Below are 25,960 nucleotides of genomic sequence, written 5' to 3'. Positions count from 1 at the left end.
GGTAATGTTTGCGCGCATCGACTGTGCGTGAACAGTTTGCACACAAACTATTGAGCAAAATTTACCTGCACTCCCCCGGAGACCTTATGACCGCTTCTAAAAGCGCGGCCCTCGTCGAGGTGCTGACGCGTCATCGCGACACGCTGCTCACAGAATGGTTGAACCAGCATCTATCGATCTCGCTGCGGCGCGGGCTCGCCACAGAAGCGGAGATGAGCGACCAGTTCCGCAACTTCCTGAATATCTTCTCCGACACACTCGCCAAAGCCGATACGCTGGACGCGTCCCGCCCAGAATGGGAGCCCGTGCGGGCGTTTCTCGCCGACATGTCCGCGCATCGCGCGCGTCAGGGCTTTACGCCCGTCGAAACGGCGACCTTCGTGTTCTCACTGAAGCAGCCGCTCTATATGCGCCTGCGCGAGGAGTACAGTAGCCAGCCGCAAGAACTCGCAGACATGAGCTGGACGGTGAACCTGATACTCGATTCGCTCGGCCTTTACACGACGGAAGTGTTTCAGCGCAGCCGCGAAGCGATCATCGCGCGTCAACAGGAAGAACTGCTCGAACTGTCGACGCCCGTCGTGCAGCTATGGGACGGCATCCTCGCGCTACCGCTGATCGGCACGCTCGATTCAGCGCGCACGCAAGTCGTGATGGAAAGCCTGCTGGAAAAGATCGTCGAAACAGGTGCCGCGATTTCGATCATCGACATCACAGGCGTTCCAACCGTCGACACCCTCGTCGCGCAACACTTGCTGAAGACCGTCGCAGCCGCGCGTCTGATGGGCGCGGATTGCATCATCAGCGGCATTCGTCCGCAGATTGCGCAGACCATCGTGCATCTCGGCGTCGACCTGACCAACGTGATCACGAAGTCCACGCTGGCGGATGCTTTCATCATTGCGCTGCAAAAGAGCGGGTCGAGCATTCCGACGCGCGCCGCCGGTTAAGGTGACGCCATGGATCGCATTCCAATCCTGCGGTTGGGCGATTGCCTGATCGTCGCGATTCAGGTGGACATGCACGACCGCCTCGCCATCACGCTTCAAGACGACCTGACCGCGCGCATCGTGAAAGACAAGGCGAAAGGTGTGCTGATCGACATTTCTGCGCTCGATATCGTCGACTCGTTCATTGGCCGCATGATCAGCAACACGGCCGCGATGGCGACGGTGCTCGATGCGCAGACGGTCGTGGTCGGCATGCAGCCGTCCGTCGCGATCACGCTGGTCGAACTGGGACTCACGTTGACGGGTGTGCGCACGGCGCTCAACGTCGAACGAGGCATGGCGCTGCTCAAGCAGCGACAGCGCTGATTATTCGGGGCGCTCACACATGAACTCATTCGGCGTAGTGGTGACATCGACTGTCGAAGTCGGTCTGCGCTCGGATCAGGAGATCGTCAAGCTTCGCCAGGTCGTGCGCGACGAAGCCATTGCACAAGGTTTCTCGCTAGTCGATCAGACGAAGTTCGTCACGGCCGCGAGCGAACTGGCACGCAACACGCTTTTGTACGGTGGAGGCGGCGACGCGACGTTGAGCGTGCTCCTCAACGGCACGCGCAAGGGCCTGAAGCTGACGTTCGTCGACCAGGGCGCGGGCATTCCGGATATCGAACGCGCGTTGCAGGACGGCTTCACGAGCGGCTCAGGTCTCGGCCTCGGGCTCGGCGGCGCGCGGCGTCTGTGCGACGAATTCGAAATCCAGTCGGAACCAGGGAAAGGCACGACAGTGTCGATCACGAAATGGAAACTTCGCTGAGCGGTCTGCGTGCCATGCACGCATCGTTCGAAATCACCGACGCGAGCAGTGTCGCGTTCGCGCGGCGCGGCGCCAATGACGCGGCGCAAAAGGGCGCGCTGAACGAAACGGACTTGGGCCGCGTCGCGCTGATCGTGACGGAGGCGGCGACCAACATTCTCAAGCACGCGCAGCACGGCGAACTGCTCGTGCGCGTCCTGCCTTCGGATACGGCGGGCACGTTCGCCAATGGCGTCGAGATCATCGCGATCGACAAAGGCTCGGGCATGCAGGACGTGCAGCTCGCGTTCCGCGACGGCAGTTCGACGGCGGGCTCGCCGGGCACGGGGCTCGGCGCGATCCGGCGCTTGTCGGAAGAGTTGTCGGTGTATTCGCAGCCGAATCTCGGCACGGTGCTGCATGCCGTGGTGCGCAGCCGCGGCGCGCACGAGAGACCGGCACGCGCAGCGGCGGGCACCGACATCGGCGGCATCTGCGTGCCGTATCCGGGCGAATCCGTATGCGGCGACGCGTGGGGCATCGAAGCGGACCAGGACGGCTTGACCGTCACGCTCGCCGATGGTCTCGGCCATGGTCCCGACGCGCATGTCGCGGCAGCGGGCGCCGTCGATGTCGCGCGGCGGCGCGCGGGCCGTTCGCCCGCCGCGTTGATGGAACTCGCTCACGGCGCGCTGCGCCCAACACGCGGCGCGGCCGTCGCCATAGCGCGGCTCGACCTCGCGCGCTCGCAACTCGTCTTCACGGGCACAGGCAACATCGCGGCGTCGATCTTCAATACCGGCAAGCCGGCGCTCGTCGGCGGCGGTGCGAGCCACAACGCGGTCACGGCAGCCGACAGCGCGCGCAACAGCTGGCAGCTCACGTCGCGCAACGGCATCGTCGGTCATACGATGCGCGACTCGCAGGAGTTCGAAGTGACGTGGGCGCGCGACGCGCTGCTCATCCTGCATTCGGACGGCATCGGCACGCGCTGGGATCTAGCCGCCTATCCGGGCTTGCATCTGCAGCCGGCCGTGATGATCGCCGCCGTCCTGTACCGCGATTTCTCGCGCCGCCGCGACGATGCCACTGTGGTGGTTGTCAAGGCAGACCAGGGAGTACATTTCAGGCATGACGACCCCCATATTGCGCATCCGGCTTGAGGCTGAGGAAGACGTCGTCGCCGCGCGCCGCAAGGCTCGCGCGATCGCCGCGGGCTTCGGCTTCTCCACGCTTGACCAGACGCGCATCGCGAGCGCGGTCTCCGAGATCGCGCGCAATGCATTCGAATACGCGTATGGCGGCGAGGTGACGTTCGCGTTCGACGGCGCGTCGAGGCCGCAAGCGCTTCTCATCGACGTGCGCGACCAGGGGCCCGGCATCCGCGAACTCGAATCGGTGCTCGACGGCACCTACCAGTCGTCGACGGGCATGGGCCGCGGCATTGCCGGCAGCCGCCGGCTGATGGACCGGTGCGACATCGAATCGTCGCTGGAGCGTGGCACGACTGTGGCGATGGCGCGCTTCCTGCCGCCTGACCGCCCCGAAATGGCCGCGACGGGCATCGACGCGATCATGCGCAGCCTCGTCCAGCAAAACGCGCTGGGCAGACGCCCGGGCGGAGCAACGAGCGCCGAAGACGCGGCACGCCGCTCGTTCGACGAAGTGCTCGAACAGAACCGCGAACTCCTCTCCACGCTGACGGAACTGCGCGACCGTCAGGACGAGTTGACGCGCCTCACGCTGGAACTCGAAGCCACCAATCGCGGGGTGGTCGCGCTGTACGCGGAGCTGGACGAACGCGCGGACGAACTGCGCCGCGCCGACACGATGAAGTCGCGCTTCCTGTCGAACATGAGCCACGAACTGCGTACGCCGCTCAGCTCGATCCGGGCGCTGTCGAATCTGCTGGTGAACCGGCTCGACGGCGATCTTTCCGCCGAGCAGGAACGCCAAGTGCTACTTATCCGCAAATCGGCCGAGGATCTAACCGAAATCGTCAACGATCTGCTCGATCTCGCCAAGATCGAAGCAGGCCGTACCGAGGTGACGCCTGTGTGGTTCAAGGCCACCGAGCTCTTTGCGGCGTTGCGCCCGATGCTGACGCCGCTGCAGACTGATCCGTCGGTGAAGCTGATTTTCGAGGACGCGTACGGTTTGCCACCCATCTTCACCGACGAAGCCAAGCTCACGCAGATACTGCGTAATTTCGTCTCCAACGCGCTCAAATTTACCGAGCGCGGGGAGATACGCGTCGGCGCGCGAATGGAGCCGGATGGCGACCACGTCACGTTCTTCGTGGCCGATACGGGAATTGGCATCGCCGAGGAGCACCAGCAAGTGATTTTCGAGGAGTTTGGCCAGGTGCAGAACCATCTGCAGCAGCGGGTCAAGGGAACGGGCCTCGGCTTGCCGCTGTGCCGCAAGCTCGCCGCGCTGCTCGGCGGTTATGCGGGCGTCGACAGCAAGCCCGGCGTCGGCTCGACCTTCTTCGCGACGCTGCCGCTCACGATCGAAGCGGTCGCCGGACCGGGTGCGGACGACGCAGCCGGCGGCGGCCCGGCCATCGCGCACGGAGGCGCCTCATGACGGTTGCCGCTCCGCTGATCCTCAACGTCGACGACAACGACGGCGCGCGTTACGCAAAAACGCGCGTGCTCGTGCATGCCGGTTTCGAGGTGATCGAGGCGGCGACGGGCCAGGGCGCGCTCGATCAGGTGCGCGCGCACAGTCCGGCGCTCGTGCTGCTCGACGTGAAGCTGCCCGACATCAGCGGCATCGAGGTCTGCTCGATTCTCAAGCGCGATCCGCGCACGCGCTCGACGCTGATCCTGCAGACGTCGGCGGCCGCCGTGCAATCGTTCGACAAGGTCCGCGCGCTCGACGTCGGCGCGGACAGCTATCTGACCGAGCCGATCGAGCCGGCCGAACTCGCCGCCAATGTGCGCGCGCTGTTGCGGCTGCATCGCGCGGAAGAGGCGCTGCGCGACGCCGACCGTCGCAAGGACCAGTTCCTCGCGACGCTCGCGCACGAACTGCGCAATCCGCTCGCGCCGATCCGCAATGCCGTCGAGCTGATGGACCCGCGCCATCACGCGAACGACGACACCGTGCGCGACGCGCGCATGATCGCGCGCCGTCAGGTGGAGCATCTGAGCCGGCTCGTCGACGATCTGCTCGACGTGTCGCGCATCACGCACGGCAAGATCGCGCTGCAGATCGAATGCGTCGATATCGCCGCCGCCGTCGCGACGGCCGTCGAAGCGAACCAGCCGTCGATTCAGAAGAAGCAGCACACGTTGCACGTCAACGTGCCCGACCAGTCATGCATGATCTACGGCGACCCGATCCGCGTCGCGCAAGTGATCAGCAATCTTCTGTCGAACGCGGCGAAGTACACGCCCGAAGGCGGCGTGATCGAGCTCGACGCGAGCGCGGCCGAAGACATCATGACGATCCGCGTGCGCGACAACGGCATCGGCATTCCGCCGAACGAACTGGCTGACGTGTTCAATCTTTTCATGCAATCGGAAGATTCGCTTGCGCGCTCGGAGGGTGGTCTTGGCATCGGGCTGTCGCTCGCGAAGACGCTCACCGAACTGCATGGCGGCACTATCGAGGCATTTTCTGCGGGGCTTGGAATGGGCTCGGAATTCGTTGTGACATTGCCGATAGCGGCGTCACAAAACGTAGCGTCACCTTGTCCGGTAGAGTCCGCGGCGGTGACGTCCGGCGACGCCGCCGCGACTAACCCGGCGCCCGTCGCTGCCAATCCCGTCGGCGACACCCAAAGCGCGCCGGACGCGAAGCGCCGTGTGATGGTGGTCGACGACAGCGTCGACGGCGCTGAATCGATGTCGATCCTGCTCGAAATGCTCGGCCACGACGTGCGCGTGATGTACGACGGCGCGGCAGCGATCTCGACAGCAGGCGAATTCAAGCCGGAAGTCGTGCTGCTCGATATCGGCTTGCCGGGCATCGACGGCTATCAGGTCGCGCGCGCGTTGCGCGCCGAGCCGGCCACGGCGGGCGCGTTGCTGATCGCGCTCACGGGCTATGGTCAGGAAAGCGACCGGCAACGCACGCGCGATGCGGGCTTCGATCATCACCTGGTGAAGCCTGCTTCGCTCGATGACATCGAGCGCGTGATCGCGGCGGACGGCGCGAGCGGCATGCCACGCAATCCGGGCACACCTGTGCAGTCGGACGCGACAGGGTGAAGGCGCATCGAACGGAAGGCAGCGAAGCAAGGTAGCTCGCGAGAGCGGTAAACATAGGCACCGGCGCACCGTGCGTGACTGCAGCGGCGGCATGCACAAGGGCGATACGGCGGGACATTTGAGGTTGCGTCGATGAAACCGGACAACACGATGGCGGGCGCGTCCACTGAGGCGGACGCGGCGCTCGCAGGCAGCGCGTCTCCCAGCTTCCTCGCGGGCGGCGGCGAGATGGGCGGTCTGATACGCGCCTACGACTGGCGCGCGACGCCGCTCGGCGTGCCCGACGGCTGGCCGCAAAGCCTGAAGACGGCGATCCGTATCATGCTCACGTCGCGCCAGCCGATCTGGATCGGCTGGGGGCCGGACCTGATTTTCTTCTACAACGATCCATACAAGTCGATCATCGGTGGCAAGCATCCCGTTGCGCTCGGACAGCCGACGTCGGTGGTGTGGCGCGAAATCTGGAGCGAGATTCAGCCGCTGCTGGAGACGGCGCTTACGGGCATCGAAGGCACGTTCACGGAACAGAAGCTCCTGATCATGGAGCGCAACGGCTACCCGGAAGAGACGTACTACACGTTTTCCTACAGCCCGATTCCCGACGATCACGGCGGCACGGGCGGCATCATCTGCGCGAACAGCGACGATACCGTGCGCGTCCTCGGTGAACGCCAGTTGCGCCTGTTGCGCGAAATCGGCGCGGCGACACGCGACGCGCTGTCGTGGCGCGACGTCTGCGAGCGCAGCGTGCGCGCGCTCGAAAGCGATCCTTACGACGTCACCTTCGCACTGTTCTATCAGACCGAGCCGGGCGGCGCTTCGGCGTCGCTGGCGGGCGCATGCGGCATCGACGCAGGACATCCCGCCGCGCCGCAATCGATCGATGCCGCGCCCAGCCCCGTGTGGCCGTTCGCGGAGGTGCTGCGCAGCCAGCGTCTCGCCATCGTGTCGGATCTCACGGAGCGCTTCGACGCGCCGTTGCCTACGGGCGCATGGCAGCGGCCGAGCGCGCAGGCGGCCGTATTGCCCGTACAGCCATCGGGCGAAGCGGGGCGCGGCGGCGTGCTGGTCGTCGGGCTGAATCCGTACCGGCTCGTCGACGACAACTACCGCTCGTTTCTCACGCTGGTCGCGCGGCAGATGGGCGCGGCGCTCGGTTACGCGGACGCCTACGAAGAAGAGCGGCGGCGCGCGGAAGCGCTCGCGGAAATCGATCGCGCGAAAACGACTTTCTTCTCGAACATCAGTCATGAGTTCCGCACGCCGCTCACGCTGATGCTGGGTCCGCTCGAAGAGCTGCTCGCGAAACCCGAAGCGGCCAACACGGCTGACCGGCCGCTGCTCGAAGTTACGCATCGCAATGGCTTGCGGCTGCTGAAGCTCGTGAATGCGCTGCTCGATTTCTCGCGCATCGAGGCTGGGCGCATCGAGATTCATCCGCAGCCGACCGATCTCGCGATGTTCACCGCAGATCTCGCGTCGCTGTTCCGCTCGGCGGTCGAGTCGGCGGGCATGACGCTCGAAGTCGATTGCGAACCGTTGCCGCATCCCGTGTCTATTGATCGCGAGATGTGGGAAAAGGTCGTGCTCAATCTGCTGTCGAACGCGTTCAAGTTCACGCTCACGGGCAACATCGCGGTGAGCCTGAAAATGACGCAGGGCGGCAGTATCGAAATGAGCGTCGCCGATTCGGGCATCGGCATTCCCGCGCATGAGATTCCGCGTCTGTTTGAACGTTTTCATCGAGTCGAGGGCGCAGTGGGTCGGTCGGTCGAAGGCAGCGGCATCGGGCTTGCGCTCGTCAGCGAGCTGGTACGGCTGCATGACGGTGCGATTCATGTCGAGAGCGAGCTTGGCGTCGGCACGCGTTTTACGGTCGTGCTGCCGGCTACGGTATCGATGGACCCTGCGTCGAGCGACAGCGCGCGCGCAACGACGAGCGCAAACGCGCATAGCTACGCCGACGCTGCGCTGCGCTGGCTGCCCGATGCGTACACGGCCGCGAGTGCCGACGATCTGAGCACGCTGCGCGGCGCCGGCGATACGCCATCCGTCGAGATGACGGGCGAAGCGACGGGCAAACTGCTCGTCGTCGACGACAACGCCGATCTGCGCGACTACATGCGGCGCATTCTGTCGGCGGCGGGTCATGAAGTGCATGTCGCAGGCGACGGCGAGGAAGCGCTCGCCGCTGCACGCAACCTGCAGCCCGACCTGATCGTGTCCGACGTGATGATGCCGAAGCTCGACGGCTTTGGCCTGTTGCGCGCGTTACGCGACGACGCCGAACTGCGCGAGACGCCCGTGCTGCTGCTGTCGGCGCGCGCGGGCGAAGAGGCGAAAGTGGGCGGCCTCGAATCGGGCGCGGACGACTATCTGACCAAGCCGTTCGCGGCGCGCGAACTGCTTGCGCGCGTCGCAGGCAATCTGCAACTCGCGCGCTTGCGGCGCGAAACGGGCAACCGTCTGCGCGAGGAATCGCGCACGCTCGAAATCCTCAACCGTGTCGGCACGGCGGTCGCGGCGGAACTCGACCTGAACCGCGCGGTGCAGGTCGTCGTCGATGCCGCGACGGAACTGACGGCCGCCGCGTTCGGCTCGTTCTTCTACAACGTGCAGGACGACAAGGGCGGCAGCTACATGCTGTATACGCTGTCGGGCGTGCCGAAAGACACCTTCGCGAAGTTTCCGATGCCGCGCAACACGGCCGTGTTCGCGCCGACGTTCATGGGTCACGGCATCGTGCGTTCCGACGACATTACGAAAGACCCGCGCTACGGCCGCAACCCGCCGCATCGCGGCATGCCCGAAGGCCATCTGCAGGTGCGCAGCTATCTCGCCGCGCCCGTCGTGTCGCGCACGGGCGAAGTGCTCGGCGGACTCTTCTTCGGACATCCGACGCCGGGTGTGTTCACCGCGCGCGCGGAGCGCCTTGTCGAAGGCATCGCCGCGCAGGCCGCGACGGCCATCGACAACGCGCGGCTCTACCAGGCCGCGCAGCGCGAAATCACCGAACGCACCAAGGCCGAAGAGGCGCTGCGCGAGTTGAACGAAACGCTCGAGGCGCGCGTGATCGAAGCCGTCGCGGATCGCGACCGTCTGTGGGACTTCAGTGAAGATCTGCTGGTGGTCGCGGGTTTCAATGGCGAGTTGCAGCGCATCAGTCCTTCGTGGACACGCGTGCTCGGTCACGACGCGCACTGGCTCGCGTTGCAGTCGTATTTCTCGTTGATACATACCGACGACCATTCGATGGTCAAGGCGCACCTCGACGAACTGCGCCGCACCGGCGCGCCGATGCGCTTCGAAAACCGGCTGAGGCATATCGACGGTACGTGGCGCTGGATCGCGTGGACGCTTTCGCTCGATCCCGATACGAAGCGCATTCACGGCGTCGGTCGCGACGTGACGAGCGACCGCGAAACGCAGGAAGCGCTGCGCCACGCGGAAGAAGCGTTGCGCGTCGCGCAGAAGATGGAAGCCATCGGCAAGCTGACGGGCGGCGTCGCGCATGACTTCAACAATCTGCTGCAAGTGATTGGCGGCAATCTGCAACTGCTCGCCGACGACGTCGTTGGCCAGGAACGGTCCACACAACGCGTCCGCAATGCGCTCGGGGGCGTCGCGCGCGGCGCGAAGCTCGCGTCGCAACTGCTCGCGTTCGGCCGCCGTCAGCCGCTCGCGCCGAAGGTGGTGAACCTCGGGCGCTTCGTGCGCGGTCTCGACGACATGCTGCGGCGCGCGCTCGGCGACGGCATCGAGATCGAGACGATCGTGTCGGGCGGATTGTGGAATACGCTCGTCGATCCGTTCCAGGTGGAGAACGCGTTGCTCAATCTCGCGATCAATGCGCGCGATGCGATGGACGGCCACGGCAAGCTGACCATCGAAGCAGGCAACGCATCGCTCGACGATGCGTACGCAAAGCGCCACGCCGACGTCACGCCCGGCCAGTACGTGATGGTCGCCGTCACCGATACGGGCTCGGGCATGTCGGCCGATGTGCAGGAGCATGTGTTCGAGCCGTTCTTCACGACCAAGCCCGAAGGGCAAGGCACGGGCCTCGGCCTGAGCATGGTGTATGGCTTCGTCAAGCAGTCGGGCGGCCACGTGAAGATCTATAGCGAGATGGGGCACGGCACGACGATCCGCCTGTATCTGCCCCGCGTGCGCGGCGAAGAGGATCTCGAAACGGATATCGACGCAGGCCCGGCCAAAGGCGGCGCGGAAACGATTCTCGTCGTCGAGGACGATGAGGACGTGCGCACGACGGTCGTCGAGATGCTGGCGTCGCTCGGCTATCGCGTGCTGAAGGCGAAGGATGCGCAAAGCGCGCTGGCGATCGTCGAAAGCGGCGTGCCGATCCATCTGCTGTTCACCGACGTTGTGATGCCTGGGCCGCTGCGCAGCACGGAGCTTGCGCGCAAGGCGCGCGAGCGGCAGCCGGGCATCGCGGTGCTATTCACGTCGGGCTACACGGATAACGCGATCGTTCACGCGGGGCGGCTGGATGAGGGCGTCGAGCTGTTGAGCAAGCCTTATTCGCAGGAAGCGCTCGCGCGCAAGATCCAGCATGCGCTGCGCCTGCAGTACGCGCGGCCGGAGGGCACCGTCACGCTGCAGGCGGAGGACTCGCAAACCGTCAGGTATGTTGATCGGCACCACAACGAGACGTTCGACGCGATCCGTGATCTACGCATCCTGTTCGTCGAAGATGACGAATTGGTTCGCGTCAGCACGGCAGAGCTGTTGCGCACCTTCGGGCTCGAAGTTGCCGAAGCGGAGAGCGCGGCGCAAGCGTCGCAGATGCTGGGCGAGAGCGACTTCGACGTGCTGTTGACGGACATCGGACTGGCGGGTGCCTCCGGCGTCGATCTGGCCATCGATGCCGCAGCGCGCCAGCCTGGTATGCGCGTGATTTTCGTCACGGGCTCGGACGCGGCGCTGTCGCCGCAGCAGCAGACGCAATTGCAGAACGTCGCGCAATTGCGCAAGCCGTACGATCCGCTCGATCTCGTCAATGCATTGCGCGCGTGCGTCGAATGATGCTTCGCCGCGTCCGGTTCAGTAGGTGATCGTCGCGATCGGGCAGCGGTGTCAGCAGCTACTCGCGAGAAGAACGAGCCATAGCGCGCGCTTCATGGTCAAGGAGTCTTGCAGGGGAACGGGCCGGGCGTCAGCAGAATGACGGCAATGCGATGTGGGCATGTCGGGTGGCAACGGGTGTTGTATTTTATCCGGGTGATATTGCATTTTGTATTTATACCCGGATAAAATGTGCGCATCGATTCCACGTGACGCGAGGCACGACATGACAACTCACGCAATAACCTGCACGGCTTTCGAAGGCGTTCGACGTCTTGCGTCAGGCGCGTTAAAGGACGTCGCGCTGGCGGTGAAGGCGGCGACGGAGCGCGACGGCGGCGCTTCCGTGCTGATCTTCGACGACCAGACCAGCCGTCCCATCGAACTGGATCTGCGAGGCTCCGCGAGCGACGTGCTTGCAAGGCTCGCCGATCAGCAAGACGGTGAAGCGCGCCAAACCGAACCGGCGAGCGACGAACCTTCAGCCGCGCGTGGTCGCGGCCGGCCGAAGCTGGGTGTCGTCGCGCGTGAGGTCACGCTGCTGCCGAGGCATTGGGAATGGCTGAACGGGCAGCCGGGCGGCGCATCGGTTGCGCTGCGCAAGCTGGTCGACGCGGCGCGGGGCGCGAGCGAAGGAAAGGACCGCATGCGTCAGGCGCAGGAAGCGGCATATCGGTTCATGACTGCGATGGCGGGCGATCTCGCCGGTTACGAAGAAGCGACGCGCGCGCTGTATGCGAACGACGCCGCCCGCTTCGATGCCATGACAGCCGCATGGCCCGTCGACGTGCGCGATCACACGCGCAAGCTGGCGAAGCGCGCGCTCGATGTGGATGCGTCGGGGAATGTTTGAAGCCTGATCGCGCAAAGCCGAAAAGCAGCAGGCGAAAAAAACCGCTCATGCCGGGGAGCATGAGCGGAAAGTCGGAGAGTTACAACATCGCTTGCGCTACTCAATCGGGGTCACGCAGCCTGTGCAGTGTAGGGAAGTGGACATGCGTTCCGATATCAGATAACTCCCAAAGCGTGATTCTCGAAGGCGCCGCGCTTCGGCTCGCAGCAGGCAAACCACTCCGCGCAAACCCTCATGCCGGCTTTCTTATGCCGTGCATCCGTTCATCAAGTCCGCATAACGGGCGCCGTAAAAGCATTGCAGCCCGCCGGCCCGCGTGCTTGCGACTCAACCCGTCAAAGCACGGCTGATGAACTGTCGAGGATCTCACGATGAAGTGGTTTGACCGCATGACTGTCTGGAAGAAGCTGTTGATCGCGTTTGCGACCGTGATCGGTTTTGGTGTGGCGGTTGGCGTGGCGGGATTGTCGGCGCTGGCGTCGATGCACGGCATCACGGAAGAAATATCGAGCCGCCACATGGACGGCCTCTACTGGATGGAAGAGGCGAACCGCTACAAGATCGACACCGATCTCGACGCGGCCAACCTCGGCTACGCGCCCGACGACGCCGCGCGTCAGAAGTTGAAGGACGACATCGTCGCGTCGCTGAAGCACATGCACGACGCGTACGCGCGATATCGCGAGACGATTGCGGGCGACGGCGGGCAATCGCTGTACGACGACGTGCTGCGCAAAACCGGGACGTGGGAAGCGATCGTGCATCAGCAGATCGGGCTGCAGCCGATACCTGCCGGCATCGATAACGCCGAACTGGTACGGCGCGCGATCGCCGCGAGCGAGGCGTTGCGCGACAAGATCGTCGCGCTAATTGACTACCGCCGGCAGCAGGCGAACGTCGCGCAGCACGAGGCAAGCGCGGAATACGCCAGCATGCGCGTGGTGCTGTCGCTGCTGGTGCTGGCGTCGATGGTGGTGGGCGCGGGGTTCGCGTGGCTGATCGCGCGACGTCTGACGCGCCAGCTCGGCGGCGAGCCGGATTACGCAGCGCAGATCGCGAGCCGGATTGCAGCGGGCGATCTGGGCGTGCGCGTCGACACGAAACCTGGCGACACCGCGAGCCTGCTCCACGCGCTCGCCAACATGCGCGGACAGCTGGCTGCGATCGTCGGAAAAATCAGCGAGTCGAGCGAATCGATCCTGCTTGCTTCGAGTGAAATCGCGCAGGGCAATATCGATCTGTCGCAACGCACCGAGGAGCAGGCCGCGTCATTGGAAGAAACGGCGTCGAGCATGGAGCAACTGACAGCGACGGTCCGCCAGAACGCCGACAACGCCCAGCAGGCGGGCGGCGTCGCGGCGGGCGCGTCCGAAGTGGCGGTGCGCGGCAGCGGTCTGGTCGGCGACGTGGTCGAGACGATGCGCGAACTCGCGGCCGGCTCGAAGCGGATGACGGACATCATCGGCGTGATCGAGAGCATCGCGTTCCAGACGAATATCCTCGCGCTGAACGCCGCCGTCGAAGCGGCGCGCGCAGGCGAACAGGGGCGCGGCTTCGCGGTCGTCGCGGGCGAAGTGCGCGCGCTTGCGCAACGCAGCGCGGTGTCGGCGAAAGAGATCAAGGAACTGATCGAAAGCTCGACGTCGCGTGTAGACAGCGGCGCGGTGCTCGCCGAGCGCGCGGGCCGGACGATGACGGAAGTCACGCAGGCCGTGCAGCGGATGACGGACATCATGGGCGAGATTTCGGCGGCATCGAGCGAGCAGAGCACGGGCATCGAACAGGTGAACCGCGCCGTCGCGCAGATGGACGAAGTCACCCAGCAGAACGCGGCGCTCGTCGAGCAGGCGGCGGCTGCGGCGGGCGCGATGGCCGACCAGGCACGGCATCTGAAGACAACCGTCGCGGTGTTTTCGCTTTGATACAGCGCGGATGCAACGCCGCCGCGCATCCGCATTTCACGCGGCTTGTCAGCGCCAGGCGCTCTCCGTACACTCGCGCGTAGTTCAAGAATCCCATCCTGGACCGCGCTGCGGCATCACGCAAAAAGGCGGCGCTTCCATACAAGATCTACGCCAATAGAGGAGAACCCCCGCGATGGCCGATTCCTATTTTCCACGCTGGCGTGTCCAGTCCAAGAGCGTCGAGGGGCGCGTCGTCAATACCGACGAGCGTCTCCCCGGGCCGCAAATGCTGGCAATGGGCATCCAGCACGTCGTCGCGATGTTCGGCTCGACGGTGCTTGCGCCGCTCCTGATGGGCTTCGATCCCAATCTTTGCATCTTCATGTCGGGGATCGGCACGTTGCTGTTCTTCGTGCTGGTCGGTGGCCGCGTGCCGAGCTATCTCGGTTCGAGCTTCGCGTTCATCGGTCTGGTGATCGCGATCACCGGCTACACCGGGCACGGCCCGAACATGAACATACCCGTCGCGCTTGGCGGGATCATCGCGTGCGGGGTGGTGTACGTCATCATCGGATTGATCGTGTCGGCCGTCGGCACGGCATGGATCGAGACCCTGATGCCGCCCGTCGTGACGGGCTCGATCGTTGCCGTGATCGGCCTGAATCTCGCGCCGATCGCCGTCAAGGGCGTGAGCGGCAGCGCGTTCGATTCATACATGGCGCTCGTCACCGTGCTGTGCGTCGGCGCCGTGGCTGTGTTCACGCGCGGCATGTTGCAGCGTCTGCTGATCCTCGTCGGCTTGCTGATCGCTTACGTGATCTACGCGATCGTCACGAACGGGATGGGCATGGGCAAGCCGATCGACTTCTCGGTCGTCGCGAATGCGGCGTGGTTCGGCATGCCGCATTTCACGGCGCCCGTCTTCAGCGGTCAGGCGATGGCGCTGCTCGCGCCCGTCGCGGTGATCCTCGTTGCCGAGAACCTCGGCCACATCAAGGCGGTTAGCGCAATGACGGGACAGAACCTCGACGGCTACATTGGCCGCGCGTTCATCGGCGATGGTCTCGCGACGGTCGTGTCCGGCTTCGCGGGCGGCACGGGCGTCACGACGTACGCGGAAAACATCGGCGTGATGGCCGTCACGAAGATCTACTCGACGCTCGTGTTCGTGATCGCCGCGGTGATCGCGCTGGTGCTCGGTTTCTCGCCGAAGTTCGGCGCGGTGATCCAGACGATTCCCGGTCCAGTGCTGGGCGGCGTGTCGATCGTCGTGTTCGGTTTGATCGCGGTGACGGGCGCGCGCATTTGGGTCGTCAACAAGGTCGACTTCTCCGACAACCGCAATCTGATCGTCGCCGCCGTGACGCTCGTGCTCGGCGCGGGCGACTTCTCGCTGAAGTTCGGCGGCTTTGCGCTCGGCGGCATCGGCACTGCGACGTTCGGCGCGATCATTCTGTACGCGCTGCTTCGTCGTAAAGGTCCGCAAGAACCGGCTGTCTGATGCAGACATCTGCTTGAACACAACGGGCGCCCGCAGTTCAGCGAGACGCCCGTTTTCTTTACTTCTTCCCTTTTCCGCGCGTCAGCAACGCGGTCTCCGACAGATCCACTTCGCGCATCAGCTTGTTCATCGTGTCGTCGTTGATCAACTGACTGCCGCGCAAGTCGAGCAGCGTCACGCGTTCGGCGCGCATCGCGGCGAGCTTCATCTGAAACTCGAATGCCTCTGAGCGACGTGCGCTTTCGGCGGGTTCCAGGTCGTCGTCGAGCGTTGCGAGACGGCGGCGGTAGATGTCCATCACGCGCGCCGTCACATCGGCGGCATGCGCGGATGATGCTTCGTCGAGATCGGCGGTCGCGTTTTCCTGATAGCGGTCGATTGCGCGGATTGCCGCCTGCGCCGCCTGAATGCGCGCCATGCGTTCTTCGGCGGCATGCGGATCGGGCCGGCGGCGCGCGCCGTTCATCAATAGCGGCAAGCCGATCACAGCGACGAACAGCGACACGAGAATCACGCCCGACGCGATGAAGATCGCGAGATCGCGTCCAGGCAGCGGCTGTCCATTCGACAACGCGACGGGCAGCGACAGCACGCCCGCGAGCGTCACGGCGCCACGCACGCCCGCGATGGTCGTCATCGATACGGTGCGCAGGCCGGGCACTGCATTCGCGACGCCTTGCTTCGCCGCGCCCCGGCTCGCGAACCAGCGCAGCAGCCAGACCCACACGAAGCGCAACGCGTACAGCGCCACCGCGACGGCGGCGACATAGAAGATCAGCCGCAACTCGGAGCCGCTCGCTTCTTCATGCGCGTCGAGCAGCGCGCGGCCGATGATGTGCGGAAACTGCAGGCCGAGCAGGATAAAGACCATGCCATTGAAGACGAACTCGATCATCGTCCACGTGACGCTCGCCCGCACGCGCGCGGACGCGGGGCTCGCCGTCGTGAACGTCGAGTAGTTCATCGTCATGCCGGCGGCGACGGCAGCGAGAATGCCGGAAAACTCGAAGTGCTCGGCGAACAGATACGCGGCGAACGGAATCAGCATCGTCATCACGACGCCGGGCGCGGGGTCGCCTTCTTCGGTGAGATTGAGAAAGCGCGTGGACGCGAAGCTGAAGAGCCACGCGACGGCCGCGCCCGTCGCCAGCCCGCCGAGCGCGATGATCACAAAACTCACCGATGCATCGCGCAGCGAGAACACGCCCGTCAATGCGGCGGCGATTGCGAACTTCAACGCGACGAGGCCGGACGCGTCGTTCATCAGCGCTTCGCCTTCGAGGATATGCATCAGATGCTCGGGCAAGCGGTTGCGTCCGGCGATCCCCGACAGCGCAACGGCGTCCGTCGGCGACAGCACGGCGGCGAGCGCGAACGCGATGGGCAGCGAGATCGACGGCACCATCGCGTGAATGAAGTAGCCGACCGCGACCACCGTCATGAACACGAGGCCGAGCGCGAGCATCAGGATCGCGCGACGCTGCATGAAGAACTCGCGCTTCGGAATGCGCCAGCCGTCCGCGAACAGCAGTGGCGGAATGAACAGCATCATGAAGAGTTCGGGATCGAACGTCACATGCAGGCCAAGGCGCGGCCATGCGAGCAGCGCACCGAACACGATCTGCACGAGCGGCAGCGGCAGCTTGAGCGGCACCAGGCGCACCACGACGCCCGAAGCGGCGACGGCGAGCAGCAGGATCAAAACGGTGAAGACGATATCCATCGGAAACGGGAGTGAGGAAACAGGCAGTGGCGCGCGACGGGAAGAGCAACACTTGAGACGACCCATCGCGACATGAAACGCCGCGTCTGGAAAGACGATGCGGCGCGTCGGTCAGCCCGAAGTGTAGCCCGACGCGATGACATCGCGCTTCGAAGGCTGCAAGTCGTCCGAAAGCAAGATGCACCACCGCGGTGCATTGCACGCCCTCGCACGACGCATGTGCGCTTCGCGCGGTGCAGCCCTCTATGCAAACTTCGTTTGTAGGTGCGCCACCGTGCGCATGGAGCTTGCTTAATAGGAACTGATAACGCACATTTCGAGGACGGCGGCGGCACTTCGCCTTTGCGACGCGCCCGCTGTGCTTTTGCGTGAGAGGACTGCATGACGATTGCGCAACAGGAAAGAACAACGGTGCCGCACGGCTTCGAGCTCAGCATGACCTCGGGCCTGCAGCGCTATTCGGTACAACACGGCGACCTGACGCTGACGAGCGTCTTTCAGCCGATATTCAGCCTGTCGCACATGCGTGCCGTGGGCTATGAAGGCTTGCTGCGCGCGCACGATCCATTCGACCGCGCGGTGTCGCCCGTCGATGTGTTCGGCCAGGCGGCGCGCGTCGGCGACGTGCTGCATGTCGACCGGCTCGCGCAGTCGCTGCATCTGGAGAACTTCAAGGTGCTCGGCGCGGAGCGCGAGTGGCTGTTTCTCAATGTCCATCCGGGCGTGTTGATCGACTCGTATCATTCGGCGGCGCTGCTGGCGAATCTGCGGCGGCTGAACCTGTCGCCGCGGCGCATCGTGCTCGAAGTGCTCGAACAGAGCGCGGAAGACATCGAGCGTCTCGCCGATGCCGTGCGCCAGTTCCGCGAGCGCGGCTTCCTGATCGCGCTCGACGACTTTGGCGCGGGGCATTCGAACATCGAACGCATCTGGCAGCTGAATCCCGATATCGTGAAGCTCGATCGCATCATGCTGTCGCATGCGGCACATCGCGCGGACGTTGCATCGATACTGCCGGGTCTTGTCGCGCTGCTGCACGAAGCGGGCAAGCTGGTGCTGATCGAAGGTGTCGAGACGGAGCACGAGGCGCATATGGCGATGGAGTGCAACGTCGATTTCGTGCAAGGCTTTTTCTTTGGACGCCCGCATCCGGGTCTTGCCGACGCGACGCATGCGGCAGCGTGCATCGGCGAGCTGACCGATCGTTATCAGACGCAGACCGAGGAGCGCGAGCGGCGCAACGCGTCGCGGCTCGCGCCATACATTCGCGCGTTCGAGCGCGCGGCCGAGCGGCTTGCCGCTGGCGAACTGCTCGACGAAGTGTGCTGGAATTTTCTTGCGCTCGATCACGCGGCGCGTTGCTATCTGCTCGACGACAAAGGCCGGCAGGCCGGACGTAATGTCGTGTTGCGTGCCGACCGTGCTTCGCACGAGACGCGTTTCTTGCCGCTATCCGATGCGCAAGGCGCGAACTGGCTGCGGCGCCCGTATTTTCGTGCGGCGATGGAGGCGCCTGAGCGCGTGCATGTGACGCGGCCCTATCTGTCGATCAACGAGGCGGTGCCGTGTGTGACGTTATCGGTGGCGACGCAGATTGGCGCGCGCACTTGCGTGCTGTGCGGCGATATCGACTGGTTCGAGGAGCCGCACTTCTGAGATCATGTGGGTTTCGTTTTCACGACGTGACTCTCTGATATGCAAAGCGAACGGGTATTGCTCGAAGTCATCGCGACGACGGTTGCCGATGCCATGGCCGCTGCGCGCGGCGGTGCGGATCGGCTTGAACTGATTACGGCGATGGGCGAGGGTGGGTTGACGCCGAGCATCGGGATGATCGAGGCCGTGGTCGCGGCGGTGTCGATTCCCGTTAATGTGATTGTGCGGCCGCATAGCCGGTCGTTTGTCTACGATGCGGACGACTTTGCAGTGATGTTGCGCGATGTGCGCGCGGCCAGGTTGGCTGGGGCCAATGCTGTTGTGATCGGGATGTTGACTGCGTCGCGTGAGGTTGATCGGGAAGGGTTGTTGCGGGTCGTTGACGTTGCCGATGGCATGCCCATCACGTTTCATCGTGCGTTTGATGATGCGCGTGATTTGCATGAGGCGCTTGATGTGCTGCTTGAGGTTGACGCCGTTACGAATGTGTTGACTTCAGGTGGCAAGGCTTCAGTGCTGGATGCAGTTGATGAGGTTCGGGCGCTTGCAGCGCGGGCTGTGCGATCGCATTGCACTGTGCTTGCGGGCGCTGGATTTACCGTTGATCGTGTTGCTGGTTTTGTTCGCGCTACGCGTGTCGAGGCTGTGCATTTTGGGTCAGGGGTTAGGGATGTTGCTGTCGGGTCTGTTTGTGAGGAGAAGGTGAGGGAGGTTCGGGGTTTGTTGGGCGAGTGATGCTCTGGTTTGTGGTTTGCTTGTTGTTGCGCTGGCATTCGCGATGGGTTCGGTTGCGTTTGCGCTGGCGTCCGCGATTTGCCTTCGTGCTTCGGGCGTTGCACCTGTGCGTTTGCCTTTGCGCTGGCATCCGCGTTTTGCCTTCGCGCTTCAAGCGTCGCCCCTGTGCGGGGCGGCACCTACTTTTCTTTGCCGCCGCAAAGAAAAGTAGGCAAAAGAAAGCGGCTGACACCGCCAGTTCTAGTTATTGCCTGAGGGCCCCCAACTGGTCTTATGCTTCGCACGGCAACGTCCTTGTTCGCGTGCGTTGCCAACGCTATGAATGAGCGCCTCACCCGCTTCGAATACCCGTGCACGGGGTAGCGGCAGCGAATTGTATGTGCCGCCCAGGTGGCAAACTGTGTGTAGGCCGTAGCGCCGTACGCGCCTCACTTCGGACCGATAGCGCACGCCTTCCACCTGTAAGAGCGCCGGCCTATACGACGCGACAACCTACACACAGTTTGCCACCTGGGCGGCGGTGGAATATCTGGAACGGCATGATGTAGCGCGGGTGCGTGAAGCGGGTGAGGCGCACCGCAAGAGCGTTGGCAACGAGCGTGGATCACGTGATTGCCGTGTGAAGCGTAAGACCCTTTGGGGGCCCTCAGGCAAACACAAGAACTGGCGGTGTGAGCCGCTTTCTTTTGCCTACTTTTCTTTGCGGCGGCAAAGAAAAGTAGGTGCCGCCCCGCACAGGGGCGACGCCTGAAGCACGAAGGCAACGCGCGGATGCCAGCGCAAACGCAAAAAACCACAGCCCAATCGCATCGCGGAAGCCACCAAAAAAACCAGGCAAACCACAACAACCAGCGTCGCAGACAAAAAACCCCTACTTCGCTACAACAACAGGAATGCCCCGCAACACCCCAAAACCTTTAGCTTCCCGAAGCGCCTCCTCCACAGCCGCCCCAGTCGCGGCCTCGACATGCAACTGCGCAGCCAACGCGCGCTCACTGCGCTTAACAGCAGCCAGATTAGCCAGCTTCACATGTCCATACCCGCGCACACGCGCATGCAACCCAGCGAGCTTGACGACATCACCCGCCGTGACGTCATCAAAAATCACAAACGCCCGCTGCATCGTAGCCTCATAGTCCATGGACAACTCACGCTCCATCCGCCGCTCGACAGTGCGGCCAAACGGATCGAGCATCGTGCCCCGCAACCCGCGCCACTTCGCCATCACACCGAACACCGGCCACATCCATTGACCAAACGTCTTCTTCTGCGGCGTCGCGCCGTGCTTCGCGCGTGAAATAGTCGGCGGCGCAAGGTTGAACTTCACGCCGAAGTCCTTCCCCGCGACGCCTTCGAATTGCGCTTCAAGCGCAGCACGGAAAGCCGGATCGCTATGCAGACGCGCGACTTCGTATTCATCCTTCACCGCGAGCAGCCGATAGAACGTCGTAGCAACAGCGCGGCTCAAGCGCTCTTCAACCTCAACCGCGCCTTCCAGCTTGCGCTCAGCCTGACGCGCCGCATCGACCAGCGCACGATAGCGCTTCACATAGGCCGCGCCACCATACGCCAGCAAACGCGCTTCGCGATCCGCGACCAACGCATCGAGCGTCTCCAGCGCGACAGCAGGCTGCGCCGCATGACGCTGCGTCCACAGCGTCTCCAGTCCGGCAGGATCAGCGGCAGCCATACGGCCAATCGAAAACGCCAACTGGTTCATCTGCACCGCGACATTGTTCAGTTCGATTGCGCGCATCATCGCGGCGAACGACACAGGCACAAGCCCCAGTTGCCACGCAAAGCCAAGCATCAGAATGTTCGCGCCAATCGTGTCGCCCAGGAAACGCGTCGCGAGCGCCTGTGCATCGCATGACGACATGCGCTCTTCGCCCGCCGCGTGACGCATCTTGTCGATCAGCGCATCCGCGTGCAGATTCGCGTCCGGATTCTGTACGAACGACGCGTTCGGAATCGCGTGCGTGTTCACGACGATGCGCGTGCGGCCATGACGCACCGTCTGCAATGCATCCGCGCCCGCGCCGACCACCATGTCGCAGGCGAGCAGCACGTCGGCCTGTTGCGTGTCGATGCGCACCTGATTCAGCCATTCGTCGCGCGCGGCGAAGCGCACGAACGACAGCACCGAACCGCCCTTCTGCGCGAAGCCCATGAAATCGAGCACCGATGCGCTCTTGCCCTCCAGATGCGCAGCCATGCTGATCAGCGCGCCGACCGTCACGACACCCGTGCCGCCGACACCCGTCACGAGAATGTCGTAGGGCGCGGCGTCGAGGTGCGTCGCGGGCGTGGGCAATGCGTCGACGCGCGCGGCGAGCGCGGCTGCATCGAATGCGACGCCTGCGGCCTTCTTCAGCTTGCCGCCTTCGATCGTTACGAAGCTCGGGCAGAAGCCGTTCACGCACGAATAGTCCTTGTTGCACGACGACTGATCGATGCGGCGCTTGCGTCCGAGCGGCGTTTCAACGGGTTCGACGGACAGGCAGTTCGACTGCACGCCGCAATCGCCGCAGCCTTCGCAAACTTCCTCGTTGATGAAGAGGCGCTTGTCCGGGTCGGGAAATTCGCCTTTTTTGCGGCGGCGGCGCTTTTCGGCGGCACACGTCTGGTCGTAGATCAGCACCGTCACGCCGTCGATGTCGCGCAGCTCGCGCTGCACCTTGTCGAGTTCGCTGCGGTGATGGAACGTCGTGCCCTTCGGGAACTGGCCGTGATGGCCGTCGTACTTCTCCGGCTCGTCGCTGACCACGACGAAGTGCGACACGCCTTCCGCTTCGACCTGACGCGCAATCTGCGGCACCGAGATGCTGCCGTCGACCGGTTGGCCGCCCGTCATCGCGACGGCGTCGTTGTAGAGAATCTTGTAGGTGATCGTTGCCTTCGCCGCGACCGCCTGGCGGATCGCGAGAATGCCCGAGTGGAAGTACGTGCCGTCGCCGAGATTCTGGAATACGTGGCGCGTCTTCGTGAACATCGAATGCGAGGCCCAGTCGACGCCTTCGCCGCCCATCTGGATCAAACCCGTCGTGTCGCGCTCCATCCACGACGCCATGAAGTGACAGCCGATACCCGCCTGCGCGATTGAACCTTCAGGCACTTTCGTCGATGTGTTGTGCGGGCAGCCCGAACAGAAGTAGGGCGTGCGCTTCACGGCATCGGCGGCATTCGACAGAATCTGCGGCGCGACGAGATCGACCACGCGCTCGCGGCGGTCGAGCGCGGGCTTGTGCTTAGCGAGCCAGTTTGCGAATACGGGCAGAATGCGCGACGGCCGCAATTCACCGAGCGACGACAGCAGCATCGAGCCATCTTCCGCATGCTTGCCGACGATTACGGGGCGCGCGCCTTCCGTGCGGTTGTACAGATAGTCCTTGATCTGCTGCTCGATCACGGGTCCCTTCTCTTCGATCACGAGCACTTCCGATAGACCGGAAACGAACGCATCGATGCGCGTCATTTCGAGCGGGAACGACAGGCCCACTTTGTAAATGCGCACGCCCGCCTGCTCCAGATCGGCGACGGTGAGATCGAGCCGTCGCAGCGCTTCCATCAGATCGAGATGCGCCTTGCCGCACGTGATGATGCCGACGTTCGCGTGCGGGCTCGGCGCAATCCACTTGTCGATGCTGTTGAAGCGCGCGAAGTGGCGCACGGCGTCGAGCTTCGCGTGCAGACGCTGTTCGATCGTGAGACTCGGCAAGTCGGGCCAGCGATTGTGCAAGCCGCCCGCAGGCGTTTCAAAGCCTTCGGGCGTGGGCCATTCCATCTGCAACGCGTCGAGATCGACGGTCGAGCCCGATTCGACCGTTTCCGAAATCGCCTTGTAGCCGACCCACGCGCCCGAGTAGCGCGACAGCGCCCAGCCGTAGATGCCGAACTCCAGCATGTCCGCGATGTTCGAGGGGTTCACCACAGGCATGTGCCACGCGATCATCGCAAAGTCGCTCTGATGCGGCATCGACGACGATACGCAGCCGTGGTCGTCACCCGCGACGACCAGTACGCCGCCATGCTGCGATGAGCCGTAGGCGTTGCCGTGCTTGAGCGCGTCGCCTGCGCGATCGACGCCCGGGCCTTTGCCGTACCACATCGCGTAGACGCCATCGACGGTGCGTTCCGGGTCTGACTCGACGCGCTGTGTGCCGAGCACGGCCGTGCCGCCGAGTTCCTCGTTGATCGCGGGCAGGAAGCGGACGTCGTTCGCTTCAAGCAGTTTCTTCGCTTTCCACAACTGCTGGTCGACCATGCCGAGCGGCGAGCCGCGATAGCCGCTGATGAAGCCAGCCGTGTTCAGGCCGCGCGCCTTGTCGAGCTGGCGTTGCATCAGCGCGAGACGCACGAGCGCTTGCGTTCCCGTCAGGAAGATGCGGCCACGCGTGGCGGTCAGGTTGTCCGACAGGCGGTAGTCGGCGAGTGCGGGGGTGCCGTCGATGGGTAGACGTGCGGTCATTGTGGAGTCTCCTGTGTCGACGGGAGTTAGCGCTTCAGCGCTTAATCCCGTCTCATGCACAGCAGACCAGAGTTGGCGCTTCAGCGCCTTACTCTGGTCCCATGCAACTGGTTGCGAGTTTTGCTTTTCGCTAGCGGCATCGTGTTGTGCTTGCCGTCGCAGCGAAAGAGACTCCATTCTTTCGCGTCAATTGGAGAAGTTTTTTGCTACTTTTTGTCGCTGATTCATTTACTGCGACATGATTCCAGCCATTCGGGCTCGTATTGAGATAGATCCACCGCCTTCGGATGACGGGCTGTCGGAAGGGCGATTGAGAGCGTTACCAGGAATGGTTATGGAGACTTGCCTATGACATCCGGACGAGGTTCGTGAAGCCCGCCCTTGGGTTACGCTATGCCAACAGCTTCGCAACCCACAGGAGACGGACAATGAAACTGTACTACTGGCCGAAAACGCGGGCTTTCCGCGCGCTGTGGATGCTCGAAGAAATCGGCGAGCCCTATGAACTCGCGCGCGTGAACCTGCGCGCAGGCGAGCAGGACACCACCGATTTCCACCACGTCAATCCGATGTGCAAGCTCCCCGCGCTCGACGACGGCGGCGTGCAGGTCGCCGAATCGGGCGCGGTGCTGCTGTATCTGGCCGACCGTTTTCCCGAAGCGAATCTCGGCGCGCCAGTCGGCGATCCGTTGCGCGGGCGTTTCCTGCAGTGGCTTTTCTTCACGCCAGGCTGTCTCGAACCCGCGATGGCCGAAAAGATGACGGGCGCGTCGGGCAATTCGTTCAGCTTTGGCTGGGGCAACCTGGAGCGCGTGAAGGCGGCCATCGATATGGCGCTAGATGAAGGCGACTGGCTGCTCGGCGAGCGCTTTTCCGCAGCCGACCTGCTGCTGGCGAGTACGCTGCAGATCGCATTCATCGCGAAGCTGCTCGAGCCGTCGGGGCGCATCGGTGAATACGTCGAGCGGGCGATCACGCGCGAAGGGCACGTGCGGGCAATGGCAATCGAGCAACGTGAAATAGACGCGTTGAAGGCGCAGCACTAGCCGCCGCGTGGAAGGTGCGTCGCGTGCTCAGCCCGTCGGCGCCTGCTGCAGTTCGTGCGGCTGGAGCGGCTCGACGTCGTCGAAATGCGTGTAGTCGATATGGCTTACCCCGTTCACTTCGCGGATCAGATCAACGAAGCGGTGCTGCCAGCGTATGTCGTCGCTGAGCCACGAATAGCGCGCCTGCATCGTCTGCGCGGTGTTTTCGTCCGAACCTTCTATCGTGATCAGCAGCGACGCGTCCTGCTCGGCGAGGCTCTCCGGCGTCTGGCCGAAAAGCGGGCTGGCTTCGTCGATCACGTGCATCAGGTTCCAGCCGAGGTAGAACATTGGCTGCTGATCGCGCACCAGCCGCAGGTCGTAAATCTTGCGCAGCACATAGCCTTCCGACGACCGCTCGACGCGCATCAGCCGCAGCCGCGCGCGAGCCTCGACGATCACGTTTTGCCGTGCGTTCGCGGTGCGCACCATCAGCGTGGTGCGTCCGTCGATGGGGCGTACAACCGCGTATTGCGAGAACATGATCTTCGCGCGTGGCCGCGAAAAACGCGCGAAGATCAGCCCCGTGGCCAGCGCAATGCCCGACATGCCGACGAATATTTCGAGTGTCGCGACGAGATGCCCGTAAAGCGTGCGCGGATGCATGTCGCCGTAGCCGACTGTCGCGAGCGTCTCGACGCTGAAGAAGAACGCGCCCGCAAAGCCCTTCGGATTCTGATTGGCGATGTCGTCACCGCCGAGTTCGTACAGCGACGCGAAGACCGAGTTCAGCACAAGGAACAGGAACGCGAGCGAGACGAAGAACACGGGCCAACTGATCGTCAGCGCCCGGTGATAGAGGTCCTGCCAGACGCGCAGCGGCAAGCCATGCGCGATCACAGGGTGCGAGCGCACGCGAATTTTCCGGTCGAGGATCCGGCCTTTGCGCGCGCGGTGGTAGTTCGATTCGGGCGGGGTCGCGCTCATTCTTTTTCTGTTTTGCTGACGGGTGTGTCGCGCAGCGTCGCGGCGCGGCCGTGATGCCGTCGC

The 25,960-nt window shown here is 63.9% G+C and carries 16 protein-coding genes; 13 read left to right on the top strand and 3 right to left on the bottom strand.

The features are described from left to right. The first annotated feature begins 86 nt into the window (after positions 1 to 86). From BLT65_RS12190 to BLT65_RS12145, 10 genes are all read left to right on the top strand, one after another. Positions 87 to 950: an STAS domain-containing protein gene (locus BLT65_RS12190; protein WP_091778000.1), complete on the top strand. Its 864-nt coding sequence runs from the start codon at positions 87 to 89 to the stop codon at positions 948 to 950. Positions 951 to 959: 9 nt separating this feature from the next. Then, on the top strand, positions 960 to 1,316 hold the full coding sequence (locus tag BLT65_RS12185; protein ID WP_042314434.1) for an STAS domain-containing protein: 357 nt from the start codon (positions 960 to 962) through the stop codon (positions 1,314 to 1,316). Positions 1,317 to 1,335: 19 nt separating this feature from the next. Then, complete coding sequence (locus BLT65_RS12180; protein WP_091777998.1) at positions 1,336 to 1,761, top strand: anti-sigma regulatory factor; 426 nt, start codon at positions 1,336 to 1,338, stop codon at positions 1,759 to 1,761. Next, entirely contained in the window at positions 1,746 to 2,903 is a 1,158-nt protein-coding gene (locus BLT65_RS12175) for an ATP-binding protein (RefSeq protein WP_091777996.1), read from the top strand. Before BLT65_RS12180 ends, BLT65_RS12175 begins: the two co-directional genes overlap by 16 nt. Further along, a complete protein-coding gene (locus BLT65_RS12170; protein ID WP_091777994.1) occupies positions 2,872 to 4,329 on the top strand; it encodes a sensor histidine kinase in 1,458 nt (485 codons plus the stop codon). The genes BLT65_RS12175 and BLT65_RS12170 overlap by 32 nt, the downstream gene beginning before the upstream one ends. Then, positions 4,326 to 5,960, top strand: a complete 1,635-nt coding sequence (locus tag BLT65_RS12165) for a response regulator (RefSeq protein WP_091777992.1) — start codon at positions 4,326 to 4,328, stop codon at positions 5,958 to 5,960. The genes BLT65_RS12170 and BLT65_RS12165 overlap by 4 nt, the downstream gene beginning before the upstream one ends. Positions 5,961 to 6,092: 132 nt before the next feature. Then, entirely contained in the window at positions 6,093 to 11,006 is a 4,914-nt protein-coding gene (locus BLT65_RS12160; RefSeq protein WP_091777990.1) for a response regulator, read from the top strand. 265 nt (positions 11,007 to 11,271) lie between these two features. Continuing rightward, positions 11,272 to 11,898: a DUF2239 family protein gene (locus BLT65_RS12155; protein WP_091777988.1), complete on the top strand. Its 627-nt coding sequence runs from the start codon at positions 11,272 to 11,274 to the stop codon at positions 11,896 to 11,898. 371 nt (positions 11,899 to 12,269) lie between these two features. Further along, entirely contained in the window at positions 12,270 to 13,820 is a 1,551-nt protein-coding gene (locus BLT65_RS12150; protein ID WP_091777985.1) for a methyl-accepting chemotaxis protein, read from the top strand. 175 nt (positions 13,821 to 13,995) lie between these two features. After that, positions 13,996 to 15,303, top strand: a complete 1,308-nt coding sequence (locus BLT65_RS12145; RefSeq protein ID WP_042314426.1) for a solute carrier family 23 protein — start codon at positions 13,996 to 13,998, stop codon at positions 15,301 to 15,303. 58 nt (positions 15,304 to 15,361) lie between these two features. On the opposite strand, the gene BLT65_RS12140 is transcribed toward BLT65_RS12145, so the two are convergent. Then, positions 15,362 to 17,026, bottom strand: coding sequence for a Na+/H+ antiporter (locus BLT65_RS12140; protein WP_042314425.1), 1,665 nt, complete (start codon positions 17,024 to 17,026; stop codon positions 15,362 to 15,364). A gap of 381 nt (positions 17,027 to 17,407) precedes the next feature. On the opposite strand from BLT65_RS12140, the gene BLT65_RS12135 reads away from it, so the two are divergent. Together BLT65_RS12135 and BLT65_RS12130 are read left to right on the top strand one after the other, a co-directional pair. After that, entirely contained in the window at positions 17,408 to 18,682 is a 1,275-nt protein-coding gene (locus BLT65_RS12135) for a sensor domain-containing phosphodiesterase (RefSeq protein WP_042314424.1), read from the top strand. A gap of 39 nt (positions 18,683 to 18,721) precedes the next feature. Beyond that, entirely contained in the window at positions 18,722 to 19,417 is a 696-nt protein-coding gene (locus tag BLT65_RS12130; RefSeq protein ID WP_091777983.1) for a copper homeostasis protein CutC, read from the top strand. Positions 19,418 to 20,288: 871 nt separating this feature from the next. On the opposite strand, the gene BLT65_RS12125 is transcribed toward BLT65_RS12130, so the two are convergent. After that, positions 20,289 to 23,885 carry an indolepyruvate ferredoxin oxidoreductase family protein gene (locus BLT65_RS12125; RefSeq protein WP_091777981.1) on the bottom strand — a complete coding sequence of 1,199 codons (3,597 nt, stop codon included), beginning with the start codon at positions 23,883 to 23,885 and terminating at the stop codon, positions 20,289 to 20,291. Between the two features lie 428 nt (positions 23,886 to 24,313). Here BLT65_RS12125 and BLT65_RS12120 point away from each other — a divergent pair, with 428 nt between their 5' ends. Beyond that, positions 24,314 to 24,931 carry a glutathione S-transferase family protein gene (locus BLT65_RS12120; protein WP_091777979.1) on the top strand — a complete coding sequence of 206 codons (618 nt, stop codon included), beginning with the start codon at positions 24,314 to 24,316 and terminating at the stop codon, positions 24,929 to 24,931. 27 nt (positions 24,932 to 24,958) lie between these two features. On the opposite strand, the gene BLT65_RS12115 is transcribed toward BLT65_RS12120, so the two are convergent. Further along, positions 24,959 to 25,897, bottom strand: a complete 939-nt coding sequence (locus tag BLT65_RS12115) for an ion channel (protein ID WP_091777978.1) — start codon at positions 25,895 to 25,897, stop codon at positions 24,959 to 24,961. Positions 25,898 to 25,960: the final 63 nt, after the last annotated feature.

Source organism: Paraburkholderia steynii (genome assembly GCF_900100565.1).
GTDB lineage: Bacteria > Pseudomonadota > Gammaproteobacteria > Burkholderiales > Burkholderiaceae > Paraburkholderia > Paraburkholderia terrae.
This window is presented reverse-complemented; position numbering and strand designations above follow the sequence as displayed.

Excerpts from the sequence above, each read along its gene's own strand:
- BLT65_RS12190 (WP_091778000.1), top strand. The coding sequence starts at position 87 with ATGACCGCTTCTAAAAGCGCGGCCCTCGTCGAGGTGCTGACGCGTCAT.
- BLT65_RS12185 (WP_042314434.1), top strand. The coding sequence starts at position 960 with ATGGATCGCATTCCAATCCTGCGGTTGGGCGATTGCCTGATCGTCGCG.
- BLT65_RS12180 (WP_091777998.1), top strand. The coding sequence starts at position 1,336 with ATGAACTCATTCGGCGTAGTGGTGACATCGACTGTCGAAGTCGGTCTG.
- BLT65_RS12175 (WP_091777996.1), top strand. The coding sequence starts at position 1,746 with ATGGAAACTTCGCTGAGCGGTCTGCGTGCCATGCACGCATCGTTCGAA.
- BLT65_RS12170 (WP_091777994.1), top strand. The coding sequence starts at position 2,872 with ATGACGACCCCCATATTGCGCATCCGGCTTGAGGCTGAGGAAGACGTC.
- BLT65_RS12165 (WP_091777992.1), top strand. The coding sequence starts at position 4,326 with ATGACGGTTGCCGCTCCGCTGATCCTCAACGTCGACGACAACGACGGC.
- BLT65_RS12160 (WP_091777990.1), top strand. The coding sequence starts at position 6,093 with ATGAAACCGGACAACACGATGGCGGGCGCGTCCACTGAGGCGGACGCG.
- BLT65_RS12155 (WP_091777988.1), top strand. The coding sequence starts at position 11,272 with ATGACAACTCACGCAATAACCTGCACGGCTTTCGAAGGCGTTCGACGT.
- BLT65_RS12150 (WP_091777985.1), top strand. The coding sequence starts at position 12,270 with ATGAAGTGGTTTGACCGCATGACTGTCTGGAAGAAGCTGTTGATCGCG.
- BLT65_RS12145 (WP_042314426.1), top strand. The coding sequence starts at position 13,996 with ATGGCCGATTCCTATTTTCCACGCTGGCGTGTCCAGTCCAAGAGCGTC.
- BLT65_RS12140 (WP_042314425.1), bottom strand. The coding sequence starts at position 17,026 with ATGGATATCGTCTTCACCGTTTTGATCCTGCTGCTCGCCGTCGCCGCT.
- BLT65_RS12135 (WP_042314424.1), top strand. The coding sequence starts at position 17,408 with ATGACGATTGCGCAACAGGAAAGAACAACGGTGCCGCACGGCTTCGAG.
- BLT65_RS12130 (WP_091777983.1), top strand. The coding sequence starts at position 18,722 with ATGCAAAGCGAACGGGTATTGCTCGAAGTCATCGCGACGACGGTTGCC.
- BLT65_RS12125 (WP_091777981.1), bottom strand. The coding sequence starts at position 23,885 with ATGACCGCACGTCTACCCATCGACGGCACCCCCGCACTCGCCGACTAC.
- BLT65_RS12120 (WP_091777979.1), top strand. The coding sequence starts at position 24,314 with ATGAAACTGTACTACTGGCCGAAAACGCGGGCTTTCCGCGCGCTGTGG.
- BLT65_RS12115 (WP_091777978.1), bottom strand. The coding sequence starts at position 25,897 with ATGAGCGCGACCCCGCCCGAATCGAACTACCACCGCGCGCGCAAAGGC.